General features: G+C 49.2%; 21 protein-coding genes. 15 read left to right on the top strand and 6 right to left on the bottom strand.

Annotated features, from left to right (window positions below; translation table 11 throughout):
• Window positions 1-76: 76 nt before the first annotated feature.
• From DFR27_RS10535 to DFR27_RS10525, 3 genes are all read right to left on the bottom strand, one after another.
• Window positions 77-1072, bottom strand: coding sequence for a serine/threonine dehydratase (locus tag DFR27_RS10535; protein WP_121877427.1), 996 nt, complete (start codon window positions 1070-1072; stop codon window positions 77-79).
• Window positions 1069-2931, bottom strand: coding sequence for a tetratricopeptide repeat-containing sulfotransferase family protein (locus DFR27_RS10530; RefSeq protein WP_121877426.1), 1863 nt, complete (start codon window positions 2929-2931; stop codon window positions 1069-1071). Before DFR27_RS10530 ends, DFR27_RS10535 begins: the two co-directional genes overlap by 4 nt.
• Window positions 2932-3018: 87 nt before the next feature.
• Window positions 3019-5472: a TonB-dependent receptor gene (locus tag DFR27_RS10525; protein ID WP_121877425.1), complete on the bottom strand. Its 2454-nt coding sequence runs from the start codon at window positions 5470-5472 to the stop codon at window positions 3019-3021.
• Window positions 5473-5912: 440 nt separating this feature from the next.
• On the opposite strand from DFR27_RS10525, the gene DFR27_RS10520 reads away from it, so the two are divergent.
• From DFR27_RS10520 to DFR27_RS10450, 15 genes are all read left to right on the top strand, one after another.
• Window positions 5913-6569 (top strand): DUF502 domain-containing protein, encoded by a 657-nt coding sequence (locus DFR27_RS10520; RefSeq protein ID WP_121877424.1) that lies wholly within the window; start codon window positions 5913-5915, stop codon window positions 6567-6569.
• Window positions 6570-6644: 75 nt separating this feature from the next.
• Window positions 6645-7190 (top strand): DUF2058 domain-containing protein, encoded by a 546-nt coding sequence (locus tag DFR27_RS10515; protein ID WP_121877423.1) that lies wholly within the window; start codon window positions 6645-6647, stop codon window positions 7188-7190.
• 93 nt (window positions 7191-7283) lie between these two features.
• Complete coding sequence (locus tag DFR27_RS10510) at window positions 7284-7637, top strand: DUF6249 domain-containing protein (protein ID WP_121877422.1); 354 nt, start codon at window positions 7284-7286, stop codon at window positions 7635-7637.
• Window positions 7638-7770: 133 nt separating this feature from the next.
• Window positions 7771-8067 carry a hypothetical protein gene (locus DFR27_RS10505; protein ID WP_121877421.1) on the top strand — a complete coding sequence of 99 codons (297 nt, stop codon included), beginning with the start codon at window positions 7771-7773 and terminating at the stop codon, window positions 8065-8067.
• A gap of 78 nt (window positions 8068-8145) precedes the next feature.
• Window positions 8146-9372 carry a hypothetical protein gene (locus DFR27_RS10500; RefSeq protein ID WP_121877420.1) on the top strand — a complete coding sequence of 409 codons (1227 nt, stop codon included), beginning with the start codon at window positions 8146-8148 and terminating at the stop codon, window positions 9370-9372.
• Window positions 9356-10255, top strand: coding sequence for a metal ABC transporter solute-binding protein, Zn/Mn family (locus DFR27_RS10495; protein ID WP_121877419.1), 900 nt, complete (start codon window positions 9356-9358; stop codon window positions 10253-10255). Before DFR27_RS10500 ends, DFR27_RS10495 begins: the two co-directional genes overlap by 17 nt.
• Window positions 10248-11027: a metal ABC transporter permease gene (locus tag DFR27_RS10490; RefSeq protein ID WP_121877418.1), complete on the top strand. Its 780-nt coding sequence runs from the start codon at window positions 10248-10250 to the stop codon at window positions 11025-11027. Before DFR27_RS10495 ends, DFR27_RS10490 begins: the two co-directional genes overlap by 8 nt.
• 205 nt (window positions 11028-11232) lie before the next feature.
• The gene (gene iscR, locus DFR27_RS10485; protein ID WP_121877417.1) at window positions 11233-11703 is read left to right on the top strand and encodes a Fe-S cluster assembly transcriptional regulator IscR; all 471 of its coding nucleotides are present in this window, start codon (window positions 11233-11235) and stop codon (window positions 11701-11703) included.
• Window positions 11704-11761: 58 nt separating this feature from the next.
• Entirely contained in the window at window positions 11762-13198 is a 1437-nt protein-coding gene (gene sufB, locus DFR27_RS10480; RefSeq protein ID WP_121877416.1) for a Fe-S cluster assembly protein SufB, read from the top strand.
• A 16-nt stretch (window positions 13199-13214) separates the two neighbouring features.
• Window positions 13215-13964, top strand: coding sequence for a Fe-S cluster assembly ATPase SufC (gene sufC / locus DFR27_RS10475; protein WP_121877415.1), 750 nt, complete (start codon window positions 13215-13217; stop codon window positions 13962-13964).
• The gene (sufD, locus tag DFR27_RS10470) at window positions 13961-15166 is read left to right on the top strand and encodes a Fe-S cluster assembly protein SufD (RefSeq protein ID WP_121877414.1); all 1206 of its coding nucleotides are present in this window, start codon (window positions 13961-13963) and stop codon (window positions 15164-15166) included. Before sufC ends, sufD begins: the two co-directional genes overlap by 4 nt.
• 9 nt (window positions 15167-15175) lie before the next feature.
• Window positions 15176-16396, top strand: coding sequence for an aminotransferase class V-fold PLP-dependent enzyme (locus tag DFR27_RS10465; RefSeq protein WP_121877413.1), 1221 nt, complete (start codon window positions 15176-15178; stop codon window positions 16394-16396).
• 4 nt (window positions 16397-16400) lie between these two features.
• Window positions 16401-16754, top strand: coding sequence for a HesB/IscA family protein (locus DFR27_RS10460; protein ID WP_121877412.1), 354 nt, complete (start codon window positions 16401-16403; stop codon window positions 16752-16754).
• A gap of 14 nt (window positions 16755-16768) precedes the next feature.
• Window positions 16769-17302, top strand: coding sequence for a putative Fe-S cluster assembly protein SufT (sufT, locus tag DFR27_RS10455; RefSeq protein ID WP_121877411.1), 534 nt, complete (start codon window positions 16769-16771; stop codon window positions 17300-17302).
• Complete coding sequence (locus DFR27_RS10450; protein WP_121877410.1) at window positions 17302-17706, top strand: SufE family protein; 405 nt, start codon at window positions 17302-17304, stop codon at window positions 17704-17706. The genes sufT and DFR27_RS10450 overlap by 1 nt, the downstream gene beginning before the upstream one ends.
• 15 nt (window positions 17707-17721) lie before the next feature.
• On the opposite strand, the gene DFR27_RS10445 is transcribed toward DFR27_RS10450, so the two are convergent.
• The 3 genes from DFR27_RS10445 to DFR27_RS10435 form a co-directional block, all read right to left on the bottom strand.
• On the bottom strand, window positions 17722-17907 hold the full coding sequence (locus tag DFR27_RS10445) for a hypothetical protein (protein ID WP_121877409.1): 186 nt from the start codon (window positions 17905-17907) through the stop codon (window positions 17722-17724).
• Between the two features lie 76 nt (window positions 17908-17983).
• Window positions 17984-18514, bottom strand: a complete 531-nt coding sequence (locus DFR27_RS10440) for a redoxin family protein (protein ID WP_170150842.1) — start codon at window positions 18512-18514, stop codon at window positions 17984-17986.
• A gap of 115 nt (window positions 18515-18629) precedes the next feature.
• Entirely contained in the window at window positions 18630-19103 is a 474-nt protein-coding gene (locus tag DFR27_RS10435; RefSeq protein ID WP_121877407.1) for a hypothetical protein, read from the bottom strand.
• Window positions 19104-19434 lie beyond the last annotated feature (331 nt).

Below are 19434 nucleotides of genomic sequence, written 5' to 3'. Positions count from 1 at the left end.
TCTCTACGAGAATTTTTGATCCCGGAACTCTCCCCCTTATAGAGCCGGGATTTTTTTTGCCCGAAAGATTTTCAGTCTAATTCCCCTCAAGACTAGGTTGAACGCTTAACTGATCTTCTTTCCAAAGACGTGCTCTCATAGCAGCATCAACATTCCCGCCCGATAACACAATAAGTATCCGCTTCGCCGTGGTTGATCCCTTTAAATGTTGCAGTACCGCTGACATCGTCATCGCGCTAGTTGGCTCAACCTGTAATTTCAGCAGATGGTTCAGCCATTGATACCAATAGACAATATCCCGTTCAGGGATTTCATAGAAGCCATTTAGCTGCTGAAGGAAGGGAAAGTTATGCTGCCCTACTTGCAGTGTCATCGCCCCATCCGCGACGGTTTTTGGCGCTGCGGTCAGTGCACAAATCTCTCCAGCTCGCAATGATTGCGCCGCATCGTTGGCCGCCAGGGGTTCCGCGCCAACCACTTGGGCGTTGCTTCCAGCATGTTTTGCCGCCAGCAGTGATCCTGCTAACAACCCACCGCCGCCGCAGGGGGCCGCGATAACATCAATATTTTCAACTTGCTCTAGCGCCTCTGCCACCACCGTACCCTGTCCGGCGATAATGTCGGGATGATCATAGGGCGGCAGCCAAAGGGTACCCGCCTCCCTAGCCAATTGTTGAATTTCACGATCAACCCAAAGACGATCCTCTCCGAGGATCACTTGAGCACCGTAGGCGCGGGTCGCCTGAGCCTTAACCGCCGATACCGTCTTGGGCATCAGAATGGTCGCGGGAAGACCTGCCTCTCGAGCGGCCCATGCTACGGCCTGGGCATGGTTTCCAGAGCTATTCGCCACGACCCGTTCAATACCATGACTCGGTTCGGCGAGCGCCTTGCTAAGCATATTTAGCGCACCGCGAGCCTTGAACGCCCCCACCGACTGAAGGCATTCAGCTTTGAAGAAGAACTCATGACCTAACCAGCGGTTTAGTAGCTGACTACTGACAATGGGTGTCCGCTTTACTCTCCCGGCTAGGCGCTTTTGCGCCCTAGCGATTTCACTAGGGTCAATCATTGCGTCAGTCCAAGCGCTCGTTGAAGCGGCGCGAGCTGTTTGGCATAGCGCTTCCACGCGGCAACCGAAGACTGATATATAGGCTGCCGAACCTGCGAGGCACTCGGTGTTCGCACTAGGCGTTTAGAGCTATGAAAATCGAGCACCTCGGCTTCGAATTCTAAGCCGATAAAGCCCAGCAAACGCTTGGCCTGCCCCTCGAGATCGGCGACGGTGCTTTCATACTCGCAGGAATAAACTCTACCGGGAAACTGCTGCTGCCAACCAGCCATTAAACGTTCGTAACGTCGATAGTATTGCCCCAGCGATTCCAAGCTATGGGCATAAGATTGAGAGTCACCAAAGGGCAACTTGTAGATCGAGAAGCAATTATCCATGGGCTCGCGAACGCAATTAACAAACTTGGCACTTGGAAAAATACGCGCTAGCAACCCAATGTATTGAAAATTGAGAGGGGTCTTATCAACAATGACGTCCGCCGTCCGAGCCGCTTCACCGAATCTTGCTAGATAGGCTTTAGCCAGTGTCGACAACTGATCCGCTGTAAGCGAACTAACTCCCCCGGGATATGTCTGTCCCGTCAAGCTTTCGACGAAGCGTGCAACATCGTAGGCATAGGATACTTCACCCGCTCCAAATACGGCAGTGTGACTGGCAAGAATTTGTTCGGTTAGCGTTGTCCCTGAACGTGGCATCCCAAGAACGAAGACGAGCTGCGGAGCACCTTCAATCACCGTAGACGCTGCGGTAGAGCTGGCTGCCGATTCATCTAGCAAACTATTCAAATATCGTTCAGCTTGCGCATCATCGTAGGGGCTGTGTTGAGCGTTAATTTGATTTCCTGCCGCCAAATAACGGAAGGCTTCTTCGTCCTCACCCTGTTGTTCAAGTGCCTTAAACAAGCCGAAACCCAAGTGCATTCGCTCCTGTTCAGGGACGCCCTCTAGCTCCCACAGTCGCTTCATTTCAGCAATTTCCTCACGCGATGAGCGACGCCCTTTGAGTTGCGCAAGTTGGTAATGCGACATAACGTTGTTGGGCGCTTCATCAATAGCTCGAAGGAAGTATTCCGCCGCTGCGCTTAGGTCGCCAAGCTGCTCGGCTAAGACACCCAGACTAGTGAGGGCCTGTGGGTTGTTAGAAGAAAACTCCAGCACCTTTTCAAGAACATCTTGTGCTTGCTTGGGTTGCTCACTTTCACGAAGAACGTTCGCTAAATTGATGTGAGCTTCCGTATAGTTCGGCTGAATCCGAATGGCCGAACGATAGTCAAGGATCGCTTGATTAAAGTTAGCAAAGTGACGGGCGATTTCTGCGCGCGTATTGAAAGCTTGAGCAATATTCGCGTCTAACTTCAATGCTCTATCACAGGCAATAGCAGCTTCCTTATGCTGCCCCGTCATCAACAGCGCGGCACCCAGGTTACTCCAGGCCTCCGCATATTGCGGAGCCTCTGCCAGCGTCTTATCAAACAGCGGAATGGCTTCTCCGGGACGTTGCAGCTCGGTAAGAAGATTCGCTAGATTATTCAACACAACCGGATTTCGACCATTCAGAGCTAGGCTTCGTCTAAAGTGTCGTTCGGCCAGTTCGGCTTGTCCGAGTTCGCGATAGGCCAAGCCAGCGTTGCCGTGAGCCTGAGGGTCAGCTTCACGATAGCGAAGCGCCTTTTCAATGTACTGGGCGGCACGATCTGCCCTACCCTGATTTAAGACGGCTACTCCGAGTAAGTTTAATGCGGGCACGTTGCTAGCGTCCTTGTTTAGAACCTTCTTAAAAAGCTTTACGGCCTCGTCAAGTTGGCCAAGTTGCTGCGCTTTTAAACCGGCTTTAAGCCACTCAGCTAATTTTGGATTCATTACTTATCCTAAAATATGGTTAACAATAGACTAGCAAAAAAAAGCCCCGCTAGGCGGGGCTCATTTTATCACGAATATCCGTGAACGTTAGAAGTTGTAAGCTACACGAACACCGAAGGTACGCGGTGCGTTGTAATCACCCATCGCACGACCACGAGAGAACACCGTTGTTTCAGTGAGGTAAACCTCTTCGGTAACGTTCTTTGCGTAGGCCTGAACTGATACGTCATCTAGTGGCGTGTACCAAGTAGCACGCAAGTCTAGCGTAGTGTATGCCTCTTGCTTCGCGAAGAAGTACTCTACGTTTTGAGTTTTGTAATCAGCTGAGTGGTAAAGGAAAGCACCTGGTACCAACTCTCCCATTGACCCCATAGGGATGCTATATGAAGCACCCAAGGCAATGGTGTAGTCTGGTGAGAAGCGTGCATCTTTGCCCTGTAGGTAGTGGAAACGATCTCCTGAAACAGGATCTAGCGTACCACCTTCGTCAAAACGACTTTCTTGCTCAGAGAACTCATCCAATTCAGAGAAATCGAATGACACGCCGGCGTTCAAGAATAGCTGTCCAGTTGCCTGCCAGTTCATCTCTACTTCAAGACCCTGTGAGCTCATGCTGCCGCCCGGAGCCTGTTGCGCCAGAATGGTGCCATTTTGTTCTACGAATACCGTAGTCGAAAGGCCGTCGAAATCATTTCGGTATGCTGACGCATTCAAACGCATTGCGCCGTCAAGCAGTGTCGACTTCACACCAATTTCATAGGCGTCAACCGTATTAGGATCGGTCAATTCAAAGTTACCGCCACCTTTAGGTGAACCGCCGATGTAGCCCGTTGCAACCGAACCATAAACCATCACGTCATCATTCAAGTTGTACTTAAGCGCTAGTTTGTAATCGGTGTTACTTGCCTTACCGTTGATCTCAGAACCCTTGACGGTAAACAATGTCGGCCAAGCTGAGGTGCGGTCAGCTACCCATTCTGGGTTATCAAAGCTTGGTGGCCAAGTGCCCCAGTTAAGACCGGTGTCGAGGTACATAGTGTACGAACGACGCTCATCTTCCGAGTAACGAAGACCCGCTTCAACGGTCAAATCATCAGTTAGGTCGTAGGCTGCCTGACCGTAAATGGCCTGCGATTGAGTTCCGCCATTACCCTGGTACAACCAGTGTGCCCAAACAGGATTTTGTGGCGTAGCTGATGAGGTGTAACCCCAAACGAATTCACCGCTTGTGTCGCCATCGCCTGAGTCATCGTAGAAGTAGTAGCCCACTGTCCACTGAAGTGGACCTTCACTGTTCGAGTTCAGGTTAACATCAGCTTGAATAGCTTTCGAGTTTACACGCTGACCGGCAACTAGGCCGCAATCCGTTGCCGGGTAGTAGTTCCACCAAGTGCAATCCAAGGCCTGAGGGCCACGGTTATCAAGATCAGCAGATGGATTTGGAGAAAGATCAGAGTCAGTTAAACGATACTCTTCGTAGTCAAACAAGGTTGCCGCTGCTCGCAGCGTAGCGAAGTCTAGGTCCCAGTTTAGGGCAGCACTGAAAGACGTTTCTTTAATGTCGCGGCTCGCACCGAAGTCATTAGCGATACGGTACGGATCAGAGTCGGTTGCAGCAGTGTAATCGGTTGGGTACTCACCAGCCTGAGGACGACCGCCGTTAGCAGTAGCACTGGTACCTTGACGAGGTTCCATAATACCGGTCATGCCGTTGGTAGCCCCAGTAGCTGGATTTACCGGAACACCCAATACTTTATAAGCATAGTCAGCGTTACCGTTGGCAGTATCTTCCCAGTAGGTAGCCGTTAGCGTCAAATCAAAATCATCACTTGGGTAGAAGCCAAGTTGCGCACGCGCGTACGTATTGTCAGCGTCCTTTAGACCGCCATCTTCATTGAAGGTGTTAACAACGTATGGGTCACGGAATGTATCACTAGCGGTAATTCGCGCGGCAAACATGTCGCCCATAGGAATATTTACAAAACCTTCAACCTTGCGGAGAGAGTAGTTGCCTAGTGTTGCCGCGGCACCGAATTCAAAATCTTCAGTACTTGGTTTGTTGGCAATAACGTTAACCAAGCCACCTAAGGTATTGCGACCGAACAACGTTCCCTGAGGACCACGAAGGACTTCTACACGCTCAACGTCAAGATATGAGGCCAAGGCTTGACCTGCGCGTGGACGATACTGGCCATCAATGTAGACGGGCACTGAGATATCGTTTGTGCCGGCTGCACCCGCACCACGCATAATAATTACTGGGTCATTGCCCGAATTCTTAACCTGCATTCCCGGAACGGTCTTGTCGAGATCAAGGATATTTACAATCGACAGCTCAGTTAGCTGATCGCCAGTAACAGCGGTAACGGCAACTGACAAATCCTGAACACTTGACTCACGTTTAGTGGCGGTCACAATGATTTCTTCTAGCGCTACCGATGACTCGCTTGATGCGTCCTGTGCCATTGCAGTGTTACCTGCAAGCACCGCAGCAATCGATGTAGCAAGAACCGAATGCTTAGCCTTAAAGTTTGTACCCATGCCTGACTCCTCAGATGTACGTATTTGTATAATTATATAATCTGGCCGGTAGGTACTAATAACTACCTACCTAGCGGCATTTTGTACTTCGGATGCAAAAAAAGTCAAGCTCATACTGAAAAAGAACCAATATTATTCACCTGTGGCGCTCAAGTATTGACTCAAAAACTAGTGTAAACCGGCCAACACCCAGCAAACTAACCGGCTATGAAGCCTATGAAAATTAATCAAACGCAATCTACAAAGCTAGGCATCGACGGTCAAAATTGAGTTCGCTATCAATTAGCTGCACTAAATACTTCGAATGCAAAATTAACTCATAAACGTTTCCTCTTGCGGTAAACGCTCGATATGACTCGCCGCTCCAACGCTGAAAGCTCGTAATTGCTGCTAACTGGCGATAATATTCAGCTATCTATTAAACAAAGAGCACGCTTATCATGTCGGCTATTCGCAACTTTATAAAAAATGCCATTATCGGTGGCGTAGTTGTCATCCTTCCAATTATGATTTTGGCGTTCTTGTTCCGCTGGCTTTTCGGAGTCATCTCAGAGCTGATTAGCCCGATAACCTCAATACTCCTCGACCATTTTGATCTGCCTGAGTTGGTAGGTGATATATTGGCACTCAGTTTGATAATAAGCCTTTGCTTCCTCCTCGGCACAATCGTTGCAACAAGTGTCGGTTCTTGGATCCATGAGCGTTTTGATCGCTATGCATCACGACTGGCTCCGGGCTACAACTTGATAAAAGAAATTGTGGGTCAATTTTTCGGCGATAAGAGCAACTCACCCTTCGCCAATGGTGAAGTGGCCGTGGTAAATCTTTATGGTATTAACTGCCCGGCGAGAGTTACGGCCTTAGTCACCTCACGACACCCTAACGGAGACTTCACCGTTTTCGTTCCGACCGGCCCGAACCCGACATCGGGGATGATGTACCACCTCCCCCCAGAAGCGGTTACCTTATATCCTGATATTGGCGTAGAGGATATGATGCGGACGGTCATTGCCTGCGGTGCTGGAACCGGTGCCTTGCTGAGTCGCCACCAGGGTGAACGCCAGACTAACAGGGAACAGCGCCCCCCTTCCGCCTAGGTATTGCGAGGCACATTCTCAGCTACTATGATTAGCTCACAAATTTCCTAACTGTTATCAAGGATTAACTGCGTTATGCCATCTTCGCTTCAAGACCAATTACTGGCAGCCGGACTCATTTCAAAAAAAGACGCTACCCAAGCGAACAAAAAGAAGAACAAACAAAAAAAGCAGCAACTAAAGAGTAAAAAGCCTGTCGTTGACGAAAACAAAGCGCGACTGGAGGCAGAGAGAGCCGCTGCAGCAGAGCGAGATAGAGAGCTAAACCGAGCACGCCAAGAGAACCTCCACAAAAGAGAGCTTGCCGCCCAAGTTAAGCAGCTAATTCTTAGCAACCGGATAACCAAAGATGGTGATGTAGACTACAACTTTAGTTACCAATCGAAAGTAAAGAAGATCTCAGTAAGTCAGAAGCAGTTCACCGCGCTAGAAAAAAAGCTATTGGCCATTGGCATTAACGGCGACCAATTCGAACTCATCCCAGCGGCCGTGGCATCCAAGATTGAACAACGTGTTCCTGATGCCGTCCTATTCTGTGAGAACAAAGATGTCTTTGAACTCAGCGAAGAGGAAAAGGACTGGTATCAAGACTTCGAAATTCCCGACGATCTTGACTGGTAGCATCACTATTTCAAATTAGTTGCATCCAACTTCGCCGCCATGCCGTCTATTAGATTAAGAAAGCAAATTTAATCTAAAATAAGGACCGTAACTATGACTGAAGTTATTGCAATTTTAAGCGTTTTCGTAGCACCCGCTCTCGTCATCGCCTACTTTATTCGATCGCGCACTGAGTATCGCCTTGCCATGCAGGAAACGCTTCGTAAGGCAATTGACAAAGGCGAGACCCTGACGCCAGAAACGTTAGAAAGCCTTAACAAGGTTCGCCGTGAGCCCGACGCTGATCGTCGTACTGCCCTGATTCTTCTTAGCCTCGGCGGAGCGGCTATGGCCGTTGGCTTCATGAATGGCGATCTGGAAGGCTTTAAATATGCTGGGATTTTCCCTTTCTGCATGGGCCTGGCTCTCCTACTTAACTACAAGCTTCGCACTAACGAAACCGCCTAACGCTCAGCTCCCCCCTACAACCCTGTCTCGAGTTTTGTTCGCGGCAGGGTTGTTTCAGTTGTATCTACTCTAACCGGCGACTATAATCAGCTCAGGATTGACATTATTCATACCGCTTACTCAAGGAGGGCAAATGAACATATCGTCCTTCAAACGGTTAACTGTAGTAGCTATCCTAGCAATATTAGTTAGCCTACCTTTACTTTCGTCTTTCCATAATGTTGATCACGTAGGGCACGTGCACGGTGAAGTGTGTGTCAGTTGTGCCGTGATCGATGGGTCCTCGAAGGCCGTTAATACTACCTTGGATTTCGCTCACAAAGCCATTTCTGACCTTTTCGACTGGGCATTCCAGCAGGTCACTCCAACACTGGAACTGGCTGAGCAGCCAAAGGCTCGAGCACCACCCTCGTCCACTTCTATTAGCTAAGTAATTCTAATTTATCAAACAAAATCTAATAGCAATGCCTGCTGGGGTAAACCCTTGCAGCTTTATGGACGACTTTAAATGAAAACTAAAACCTCTAACATCTCGAAAACCGCTTCTATTAGCTCTGTACTCGCCTTGGCGTCAGTGGCTTCAACCCCAGTACTAGCTCAATCCGACGTCAACCTCTCCGCCGTCATCGATGGCTATTTCCAAGAGGACGAGCTCAGCGAAGGATTACGTGAAGACGGCTTCAATTTAGGCCACTCAGAGATCGCTCTGTCAGCACCAATCGATGATAGCTTCTACGGCAAAATGACGTTGGTCGTCGCTTCGCATGACGGCGAAATTGAACTTGAGATGGAAGAAGCATTTATCCAAACCACGGCATTGCCGGGAGGCTTTGGTATTCGAGCAGGACGTATGCTTTCTGATATCGGATACCTTAATAACCAACATTTACATACGGATGCGTTTAGTGAACGTCCAATAGCCTACCGCGCTATGTTGGGCTCACATTATGCCGACGACGGTATTCGCCTAAATTGGGTTGCGCCAACCGAGACCTACATTGCCTTAGGTGCTGAAGTATTTGCCGGTGACGCGCTTGCCCTCGAAGAAGCTGAAGCAACTGACAGTAGTATTGGCGTCACAACGCTTTACGCAAAACTCGGCGGCGACATTGGCAACTCCAGTAGCTGGCAGCTTGGTGCCGCCTACCTCCGCAATGAAAGCGGCCAGCTTCACCCGGAAGAGCACCACGACGACCATGACATGCACGACGACCATGACATGCACGACGACCATGACATGCACGATGACCACGGCGAGCACGATCACGGCCACGGTCCCGCATACGGCGGCAAGAATATGGCAATCTTTGATGCCACTTACAAGTGGGCTCCTAATGGTAACTATAAGTATCAAAGCCTTTCTTTAAGCGCTGAACTCCTCATCGCTGACGACCTGTACGAGGAAGTTGACCTCAACGAGCAGAATATTGGCTGGTATGTTGCAGGAGTTTATCAAATCAATCCGAATTGGTCAGTGGCTTCTAGGTACGGCAAATTCAAAGGCTGGAACTTCCACGAATTTCATACGGAAGCGGACGGCACAACCGTTGCAGAGTTCGAAGCCGAAGAAACCACCAACACGAGCCTTTCCATTGGTTGGCATCCATCGCACTTCTCGGTGATTCGCCTATTCGCTACTAAGGAAGAAATTTCTGGAGAGTCGTCGACCAGTAATACTATTGTCGGCATTGGCTTTAACACCGCAATAGGAGCGCACGGTGCTCACGCTTATTAAGAAAATTACATTGGGGGCGACGCTGCTAGCAGCGTCTGCCACCTCTCAAGCACTCAACATCTTCGCGTGTGAGCCTGAGTGGAAGGCGCTCGCGGCAGAAATTGCGCCCGATGCAAACATCTACGCCGCAACCACTTCGCACCAAGACCCTCATCACGTCCAAGCGAGGCCCAGCCTCATCGCTCAATTCCGTCGTGCAGACTTAGCCATTTGCTCGGGCGCTGAGTTAGAAGTTGGTTGGTTGCCGATGCTTCAGATGAAGGCGAATAATCGCGAGCTGAGAACAGGCCAACCTGGAATGTTCTTTGCTGCCGAAGCGGTAGAGACACTCGACCAGCTTGAGCGCGTTGATCGTTCAATGGGCGACGTCCATGCCGCGGGGAATCCTCACTTCCACCTCTCTCCCTCCCGAGTCGAGCTGGTAGCCGAAGAATTGACCAAGCGACTAAGCCTCATCGACAGCGCGAATCAAGCTACTTACGAGCAAAACCTGAACAACTTTCTTACTAGGTGGACGGCGGCAACCAGCGAATGGGAAGCTCGCGCAGAGATTCTGAAGGGCAGTAACTACATCGCCTATCACTCCAGCTTTCGCTACTTGTTTGACTGGTTATCGATGCAGCAAATCGGCGATCTAGAACCCCAGCCTGGCCTTCCGCCCACACCCGCTCACTTAGCGTCACTCATTGAATTAAGTCGCAATGAACAGGTGGCAGCCATTGTCTATACTGGCTACCAAGATGGTCGTGGCGCACAGTGGCTGAGCGAGCGTACCAACGTAGAACAAGTTCAGCTAGCCTATACAGCCAGCGATGCTCATCCTAGTCTCTTCGATGTGTATGAGGCGCTAATTGATGAACTAGAGCGAATTCATAATGATTAATAGCGACCTGATCAATATCCTACTGCCGGCGCTCGTCGCCGGCCTTATTGTTCTAGGCACGCATATCCCTCTCGGCAAGCAGGTTCTAAAGCGCAATATTATCTTCATTGACCTTGCTATTGCACAAATCGCTGCGCTTGGCGCAATTATGGCCGAACTCCATCACAACGAATGGACCTCTGAGCACTGGCATTGGTTACTTCCCATTGCCTTCGCCCTGGGGGGAGCGCTACTCATTAGCCAACTTGAAAAACTAGTGCGGCATGAGCTGGAAGCTTTTATCGGCTTACTGTACGTACTTGCGGCAGTCTGCGGAGTGCTAGTTCTCGCGGACTCTCCGCATGGCGACGAACTGCTTCAATCCATGCTGGCTGGGCAGATCCTCTGGACGGACTGGCATGACCTCTTGGTACCGGCAATCGTATCTCTGGCACTTATCAGTCTGTGGATTTGGTTTCCACCCCAACGTAATGCAACCATCTTCTACCTCAGCTTCGCGGTAGCAATCACGCTTAGCGTTCAGTTAGTGGGTGTCTACCTCGTCTTCACTAGCTTAATCGTCCCGGCTGTCGCCACGAGCGCGCTAACCAAGTACCGCACCGCCACTGCTGTAATCATTGGCGTACTCGGCTACTTCTTAGGCCTGCTCATTTCGCTACTCCTCGATCTTCCATCCGGCGCGGCTATTGTCGCAACACTAATTAGCGTTGGCTTATGTTGTAAAGTTGTTATCGCACTCTACTGTGACACGGCTACAGCCCCCAAGAATTAGTAACTATCCAACCCTACTCAGCTAGTCGTTTCGTTGCTAAGGAAACGACTAGCCCGCCTCTTTATTGGTTTACAGTCAAACTAGCTTTACGGTTGATACACACTGCGCAAAACCAACCTTAATGCCTCGGAAATTACCCAGCAGTTTAATCTTGACTAGAATACTAGGTTATTTATAATGCGCGGCAGTACAAGAGGTATATTTCATGCGTTTAACTACCAAAGGTCGCTATGCCGTTACGGCGTTACTAGACCTCGCAATTAATCAAAGTAATGGCACGATTAGCCTGGCGGATATTTCAACACGTCAAGAGATCTCCTTATCCTATCTTGAGCAATTATTCTCTAAACTACGCCGGCGTGGTTTAGTGACCTCTGTGCGCGGCCCAGGCGGTGGATACCGTTTGGCGGTAGACACTAACGATATCAATATTGCCGATATTGTCGACGCCGTTGACGAGAGTATTGATGCGACCAACTGTAACGGTCGTGGAAATTGCCACGAGGGCAGCATGTGCTTAACACATCATCTTTGGATGGACCTGAGCGTACAAATTCGTGATTTCCTAAAGAGCATTTCACTTGCTGCACTCATCGAGCGTGAGGAAATCCGTAGAATTTCGGTTCAACAACAGCAATTACAGGCTAGCGGAAAGATTCCCCTAACTGCCATCTAGGTAGAAAGTAGCCTGTGCTGCCGCAGAGTACGCGGCTTCTGAATTTTAGAGACTTATTATGACTGAACAAATAGATCAAGCTATCCAACGTGAGTACGAAGCTGGCTTTGTTACTGATGTAGAAACGGAAACCTTTGAGCCCGGCTTGAACGAGGACGTTATTCGTCGAATTAGTGCGATGAAGAATGAACCTGAGTGGATGCTTGAGTGGCGTTTGGATGCGTATCGCGACTGGTGCAAAATGGAAGAGCCAGACTGGGCTCACGTTGAGTATCCAAAAATTGATTTTCAAAAAATTGCCTACTACTCGGCGCCCAAGAGCATGGCTGACAAGCCACAAAGTTTGGATGAAGTTGATCCAGAACTCCTGCGTACCTACGAAAAGTTGGGTATCCCACTCGAAGAGCAAAAAATGCTTGCGGGTGTGGCGATGGACGTCGTATTTGACTCCGTCTCCGTAGTAACCACCTTTAAAGAAAAGCTCTATGAAGCGGGCGTTATATTTTGCTCTATTTCCGAAGCACTACAAAAATACCCCGAGCTTGTTAAACAGTACATTGGCAGCGTAGTGCCGAAGAAAGACAACTACTACGCAGCGCTTAATTGCGCTGTCTTCACCGACGGTAGTTTTGTCTATATTCCAAAAGGTGTTCGTTGCCCAATGGAGCTCTCTACCTATTTTCGAATTAATGAACAAAACACGGGACAATTCGAGCGCACATTGATCATTGCCGATGAAGGTAGTCATGTCAGTTACCTTGAGGGTTGCACAGCGCCACAGCGTGATGAAAATCAGCTTCACGCGGCGGTTGTTGAACTCATTGCGCTGGATGATGCTGAGATTAAGTACTCTACCGTGCAAAATTGGTACCCTGGCGACGAAGAGGGTCGCGGCGGCATCTACAATTTTGTGACCAAACGCGCTGTTGCCCACACCAATGCCAAAGTATCTTGGACTCAGGTGGAAACAGGTTCGGCCGTCACTTGGAAATACCCGAGTTGTATCCTTCGTGGTGACAATAGCGTGGGTGAATTTTACTCAGTGGCGCTCACACGTGGTCGCCAGCAAGCCGATACCGGCACTAAGATGATTCATCTTGGTAAAAATACTAAGTCGACCATCATTTCCAAGGGAATCTCAGCTGGCAAGTCAAACAACAGTTACCGGGGTTTAGTGAGAATGGGTCCGCGCGCCGATGGAGCACGAAACTTTACACAATGTGACTCGCTTCTAATTGGTGATCAGTGTGGCGCACACACCTTTCCCTATGTTGAAACGAAGAACCCAACGGCCATTGTTGAGCATGAGGCAACCACCTCGAAAGTCTCCGACGACCAGATGTTCCTCTGTCAGCAACGGGGATTAGATCCAGAGAAGGCGGTCTCTATGATCGTCAACGGTTTCTGCAAAGAAGTATTCAAAGAATTACCTATGGAGTTTGCCGTCGAGGCGGGCAAATTACTTGAAATCAGCCTTGAAGGCTCGGTCGGTTAAGCGTTTAGGAAAAGACATGTTATCTATCAAAAATTTACACGCACGCGTAGAAGAAAAAACCATCCTTAAAGGACTTAATCTTGAGGTTAAGCCGGGTGAGGTTCACGCCATTATGGGGCCAAACGGCGCCGGTAAATCTACCTTAGGATACGTCCTATCTGGTCGTGACGGCTACGAGGTAGAGTCCGGAAGTGCTACGTTAAATGGCAAGGACTTACTGGATTTAGAGGCCGAAGAACGCGCTCATGCGGGGCTCTTCCTAGCCTTTCAATACCCGGTTGAAATTCCGGGTGTTAGCAACCTCGAGTTCCTCAAGGCCGCCGTTGACGCCAATCGTGCTGCGAATGGCTTAGAACCGCTCTCTTCGAAGGAACTGCTTAAGACCGCCAAGGAAGTCTGTAAAGAAGTCGACCTGCCTATCGCATTCCTAAAGCGTGGCGTAAACGAAGGTTTTTCTGGCGGCGAGAAGAAGCGAAACGAAATCATGCAAATGATGATGCTTAAGCCTGCAATGTGCATTCTTGATGAGACCGACTCAGGTCTTGATATCGACGCACTTCAAGTTGTCGCAAAAGGCGTTAACAGCCAGCGCAGCCCGGAACGTTCATTCGTAGTGGTCACTCACTATCAGCGCCTCTTGGACTTTATCAAACCAGATTTCGTCCACGTATTAGCTGACGGAAAAATCGTCAAATCAGGCGGTCCTGAACTCGCCCTTGAGCTTGAGAAACACGGTTACGCATGGTTAGAGGAAAAATCGGCATGAGCCACTGGTTTGATCGCACCCAAGACGCGGCAAAACATGGCCCGTTGACTTTATTCCAAGAACAACAGCTCAAAGTGCTGGAAGGAACCGCTTGGCCTACTCGTAAAACCGAAGCTTGGCGCTATACCAGTCTATTCGGTTTAGCGGCTGAACAGTTCGCCGCGCCTAGCGCGCAGCTAACCAATCCTGTTTTCGCGGACATTGCCACCATCGATATCATCTTTGATGGTCAGCAATGGCTACTTCCTAGCACCTTGGTTAGTGGCCTAACCATAGAGCTGGTTGCGGTTGATCGCGTACTGACCAAGCCAGACCACCATCTCTTCGGTTTAATTAATGACACCCGTAGTCAGCAGTCACTGAGTATTAACGTGGCAGACTCCTGTCAAATTGAGCAACCCATTAGAATCGTCATGGCGGCGCAAACGGATTCTGAACAGTTCGCTCGCGTGACGACTGAACTGGGCGCTAATGCGAAGTGTACGGTAATTGAGCAACTTGACGGAAATAGTAAAGGGCTCAGCTCACTTTTTTGTGAGTATGAAGTTGCTGATTCCGCCCACCTTAATCACTACAGGTTTCAACTGCAGGGTGATCAGCACTACAGTATTGGCGGCAGCCATATCCGTTTAGCGAGTCACTCGCAGCTCGACAGCCACATTGTCGGCTTTGGTTCGAAGTTAAGCCGTTTAGATATTGATGTCGAGCACGCCGGCGAGCATGCACAGGCTAATCTCAATGCCATCTTCCTGCTGGACGGTAAGGAACATTTCGACCTTCACACCACCATAGAGCATGCAAAGCCTAACGGTACGACTGAAGAGAATGTTCGTGGTATTGTCGCCGACCATTCGAAAGCGACCTTTAACGGCCGTATTCATATTCACCGTGACGCCCAGAAGACACTGGCTGAATTGAACAATCGAAACTTGTTGATGTCTCGTAATGCCGAGCTTAATACCAAACCAGAACTTGAGATCTACGCGGACGACGTTCGCTGTGCGCACGGAGCTACGGTGGCAGAACTCGACGAAAAATCGATGTACTACCTCACCTCGCGCGGTATTTCACGCCAAGATGCGCAGGTCATGTTAAATTTCGGTTTTATCAATGAGCTCGTCGATCAGATGCAACACGAGGCCATTGCCGAATGGTTACGCCCGCAACTTCGCCAACGCTTCGCTCAAATGAAGCAGATTTAGGAGACGCTTGTGTTTAATGTTGATGCAATTCGCCGTGAATTCCCCCTTCTTCAGCGCGAAGTTCACGGCAAGCCTTTGGTATACCTCGACAATGCGGCCACAACCCAGAAGCCTCAGTGTGTGATTGATAGTCTAACTAACTACTACACGTCGATGAATTCGAACGTCCATCGAGGCGCGCACTGCCTAGCAGATGAAGCGACTCGCGCCTATGAAACGGCACGCGGTCAGGTTGCTAGGTTCATTAACGCAGCGCGCGAATGCGAAATAATTTGGACCAGTGGCACCACCGAAGGAATCAACATCATTGCTCGCGGCATCGCCGACCGCCTAGCACCTCGGCATAATGTTGTGGTCTCAGCAATGGAGCACCACGCCAACTTGGTTCCATGGCAGCAGGCCTGTCACCGCAGTGGTGCCGAGCTGCGAATTGCCCCAATTAACGACGCCGGCGATATCGATATGACGGCACTCGCCGAATTAATCGATAGCAACACCGCCATATTGAGCGTGGCCCACATCTCTAATGCACTGGGTACTATCAACCCCGTACACAAGATTGGCGAGATGCTTAAATCCGTTAATCCTAGTGCGCTGTTCATGATTGATGGCGCTCAAGGAATCGCTCACGGCGATGTAGACGTTCAAGCGCTTGGCTGCGATTTCTATGCCTTCTCTGGTCATAAGGTCTTTGGACCAACTGGCGTTGGAGTTTTGTGGGGACGTGAGTCAGTGCTAGCAGACTGGCCAGTCTGGCAAACCGGGGGTGAGATGATTAGTTCAGTCACCTACCAATCAGCCGAATGGAATATTTTGCCATCGCGCCTGGAGGCCGGTACACCGAATATTGCCGGAGCAATTGCCTTAGGTACCGCTATCAACTGGTTGAGCCAACAGGACCTCGAAGGTTTGCGGGCTCACGAGCAAACACTGATTCGCTATGCCGATGAACGTGCGGCGCAAGTTAGCGGTTTACGACAAATTGGCACCGCAGAAAAGCGTATTGGCGTGTTAAGCTTTGTGCTATCTCAAGGGCACGCCGCTGACGTAGGTTTTCTGTTAGACCGCCAAGGCATTGCGATTCGCACAGGTAATCATTGTGCCGAGCCACTTATGGAGCGTTTTGGGCTGAGTGGATCTGCACGCGCGTCCTTCTCAATATATAACACCGTAGATGAAATCGATCTGCTTTTTACTGGCATTGAAAAAGCCAAGATGATGCTGGAGTAGACCAATGACCACTGCTTTTGACCCAACTAAAGAATTAATATCCGTCACCGACGCTGCGGTAGATTTCCTCAGCGCCGCCGCTGCGAAACAACCCACTAAATCGGTACGTTTCAGCACCAAGCCTGCGGGCTGCAGCGGATACGCATACACCTTAGATTTTGTCGACGAAGTTGCTAACAGTGATGTGATGGTAAGCGCTGGTAACGGGCTTAAAATTGCCGTCGATACGGGCTCCCTTGCGATGCTCAAAGGCACGATTATTGACGTGGAACAACTTGGCTTAAATCGAGTTATCAAATACATAAACCCTAATGTCACTGGCGAATGCGGCTGTGGCGAAAGTTTCTCGGTGAGTTAAGAGCCCGTTATTTTATGCAGCAAAAGATGGTCACAACAATTAAAGAATGCCCTGCTCGCCGAGTACCAACGGGCGAAAGTGCAATGATTCCTGCCGGTCAATTTATCACGATCAATCAGAGCTTAGGAGGTAACTTTACCGTCACTTACCTAGGGAATATGTATCGTATTGACGGGACGGATGCTGACGCTATTGGCCAGACAGTTGATGTGATCAGCTTTGCACCACACGACGGATCCCACGTTGATAACGACCAGGTTTGGCAAGCGCTCGATTCAATCTTCGACCCTGAGATACCAATTTCATTGGTTGAGCTAGGCCTTATTTATAACGTTGCCATCAACAATAGCGATAATAGTGTGCTTATTGACATGACACTTACTGCTCCGGGCTGCGGCATGGGACCTGTGCTCGTTGGTGACGTTGAGTATCGCGTGGCAAAAGTTCCTAATGTGAGTAGTGTAAAGGTTAATCTTGTGTTCGATCCACCTTGGACAAGAGAGATGATGAGCGAAGAAGCACAACTTGAGGCAGGACTCTTTTTCTAATGAATTTAACCACTGATGAGATCATTGACGATCTAGAGTTCTTCGATGACTGGGAAGAACGCTATAAATATATTATCGATTTAGGCAAAGAACTTCCTGAATTCGACGACGCCTATCGTCTAGATGAGAACCTAGTAAAGGGCTGCCAATCGAGTGTCTGGCTGCACTCCGAGCGCCAGAATGGCGTGTTTCGCTTTAGCGTAGATAGTGACGCGATCATTGTTCGCGGACTCCTAGCGCTTGTACTAGCCGCTTTCGATGAAAAAACGGCCGCTCAGATTACCAGCTTTGATATTGATGGGTACTTCGCAGAGATCGACTTGGAGAACCACCTTTCGCCTACTCGAGGGAATGGTTTACGGGCCATTGTTGGGAAAATTAAGGCCTTAGCCGAAGTTAGTTAGGCACCTTCCTATTACCTACGCGTCCGATAGTGCGTCAGCGCATAACTTGATATGAATAGCCATATGAGCATCACGCTGTAGCTGACGCACCGTATCCTCTAGATAAACAATCCGCGCTTTAGCCTCAGCGGCAATGGCTGCGGATTCTTCGGCACTTGCTTGCCCCGAAGTAATGGCATTAAGCTTATCTTTCACTGACATTTTATTCTCTTTATCTTGCAGAATGAGGTTGATGAGGCGGATCTATTATCACAAAAAATGCAGCGTTATTGAATGATTAATCTGTATTTTGGTCGGCTAATATCAGCCGCCTGCCGGTGAGACCTACTGACGAAGTGTACCCCCTGCTGAGATGGAGAATTTCCCCAGACAAGCTTATCCACAAGTAAGTTGGTGTGACGCTTGCCCCTACTGAGTTAAACCAGTGCCCTGCCCGGTCGTTATAGGCTTGAAATTGATAACCTCTATCTTGAATAAACTGCCGAATCTCGAGGTCAGTACCCGATTGTACCGCCACGGTTGCAGAGAGATGATCAGCACCATAATCACTGACATTAGCCGAACTCACGCTACAAATTGAACACCAAGTAGCCCACACATAGACAAGCAAAGGCTCGCCGCTAGCGAAGCGACTGAATTCATCAGGAGAAAGTTGTGCGGTAATTGGAGCCAACTGAGCAGCGCTAAGCCTTGGCTTTTCATTTGTAGATAAAAGCCATCGCTCGAAAGCGAGTAATACGGTGATAAAAATGACTAGCTGCACGATGACCGATAGCACTAGCTTTAGCGGCCGCTTTGGCCTAGTCATTTTGACTGCCCAACGAGTAGGAATAATCTTCATCTTCTGAGCTTAACAAACCGAGAGGTTGATCACTACTGCGCGAAACCACAATACCGCGAGCGTTGAAGCGTTGAAGCGTTGATTAGCTAACGGCGAACGCTACGCTCAGCGCCGACATGAGCAGCCCTAGGAGGATTCCAATAGGAGTATGACGACCATGAACTCGCGCAGGAGAAATTGACTCTTTAATACAGCTACGATTAAAGCTAGTGCCAGATTTTTGCGCTAGAGGAGCGATATCTAGATCGACCTCAGTGATTAAACGCATAATTGTATTTCTCGCCCGTCGCGCATCCGCTGAGTACCATCCTTCAGCTGGCATTACCCGACTGTAGGCAAGTGTAGATTGCACCTTAGCAAACAGTAATTCGCATTGTTCAACCACAAAGAAGTCGAATATCTCAATGGCCATACCATTAACCATTTCGTCGGCCAATAGCTGTCGGCGTTCGCTCGGTTTAAGTGACGAAATTTCAACCTTACACACATATTTGTCTTCGATTGGCGTGAGGAGGTAAATATACTTGGCGGGTGAAGCTTCGGCGTGGCTATTCACGGTAAAATCCTTGTAATGTTGCTATGCGAAATCATGATTTGATTGGCGGTAATTGTAAGCACAACAAAGAGAAATAAAATCCGTGGTAATGCGGCGAATATTGATCACTTCGTAAGTGATTTCCTAGACAGCAGTTCCTTCAACCTTTCTAAAGGCGGCTTAAACTGAGCCCTTAAAGAAGTTAACCGTATTTAATCATTGCTACATTGAGGTAAAAAATTGATCGAATTATATTTCGCGAACACCTCCATAATTCAAGTATCCTAAAGAAAATAATCTCACCGAAGCTAGCCTTTTGGCGGCTGAATCATCCATCTACTATACAGCCGCT

It is taken from the genome of Umboniibacter marinipuniceus (assembly GCF_003688415.1).
GTDB lineage: Bacteria > Pseudomonadota > Gammaproteobacteria > Pseudomonadales > DSM-25080 > Umboniibacter > Umboniibacter marinipuniceus.
The sequence above is the reverse complement of the archived record's forward strand: the minus strand, read 5'-3'. Positions and strand labels throughout refer to the sequence as shown.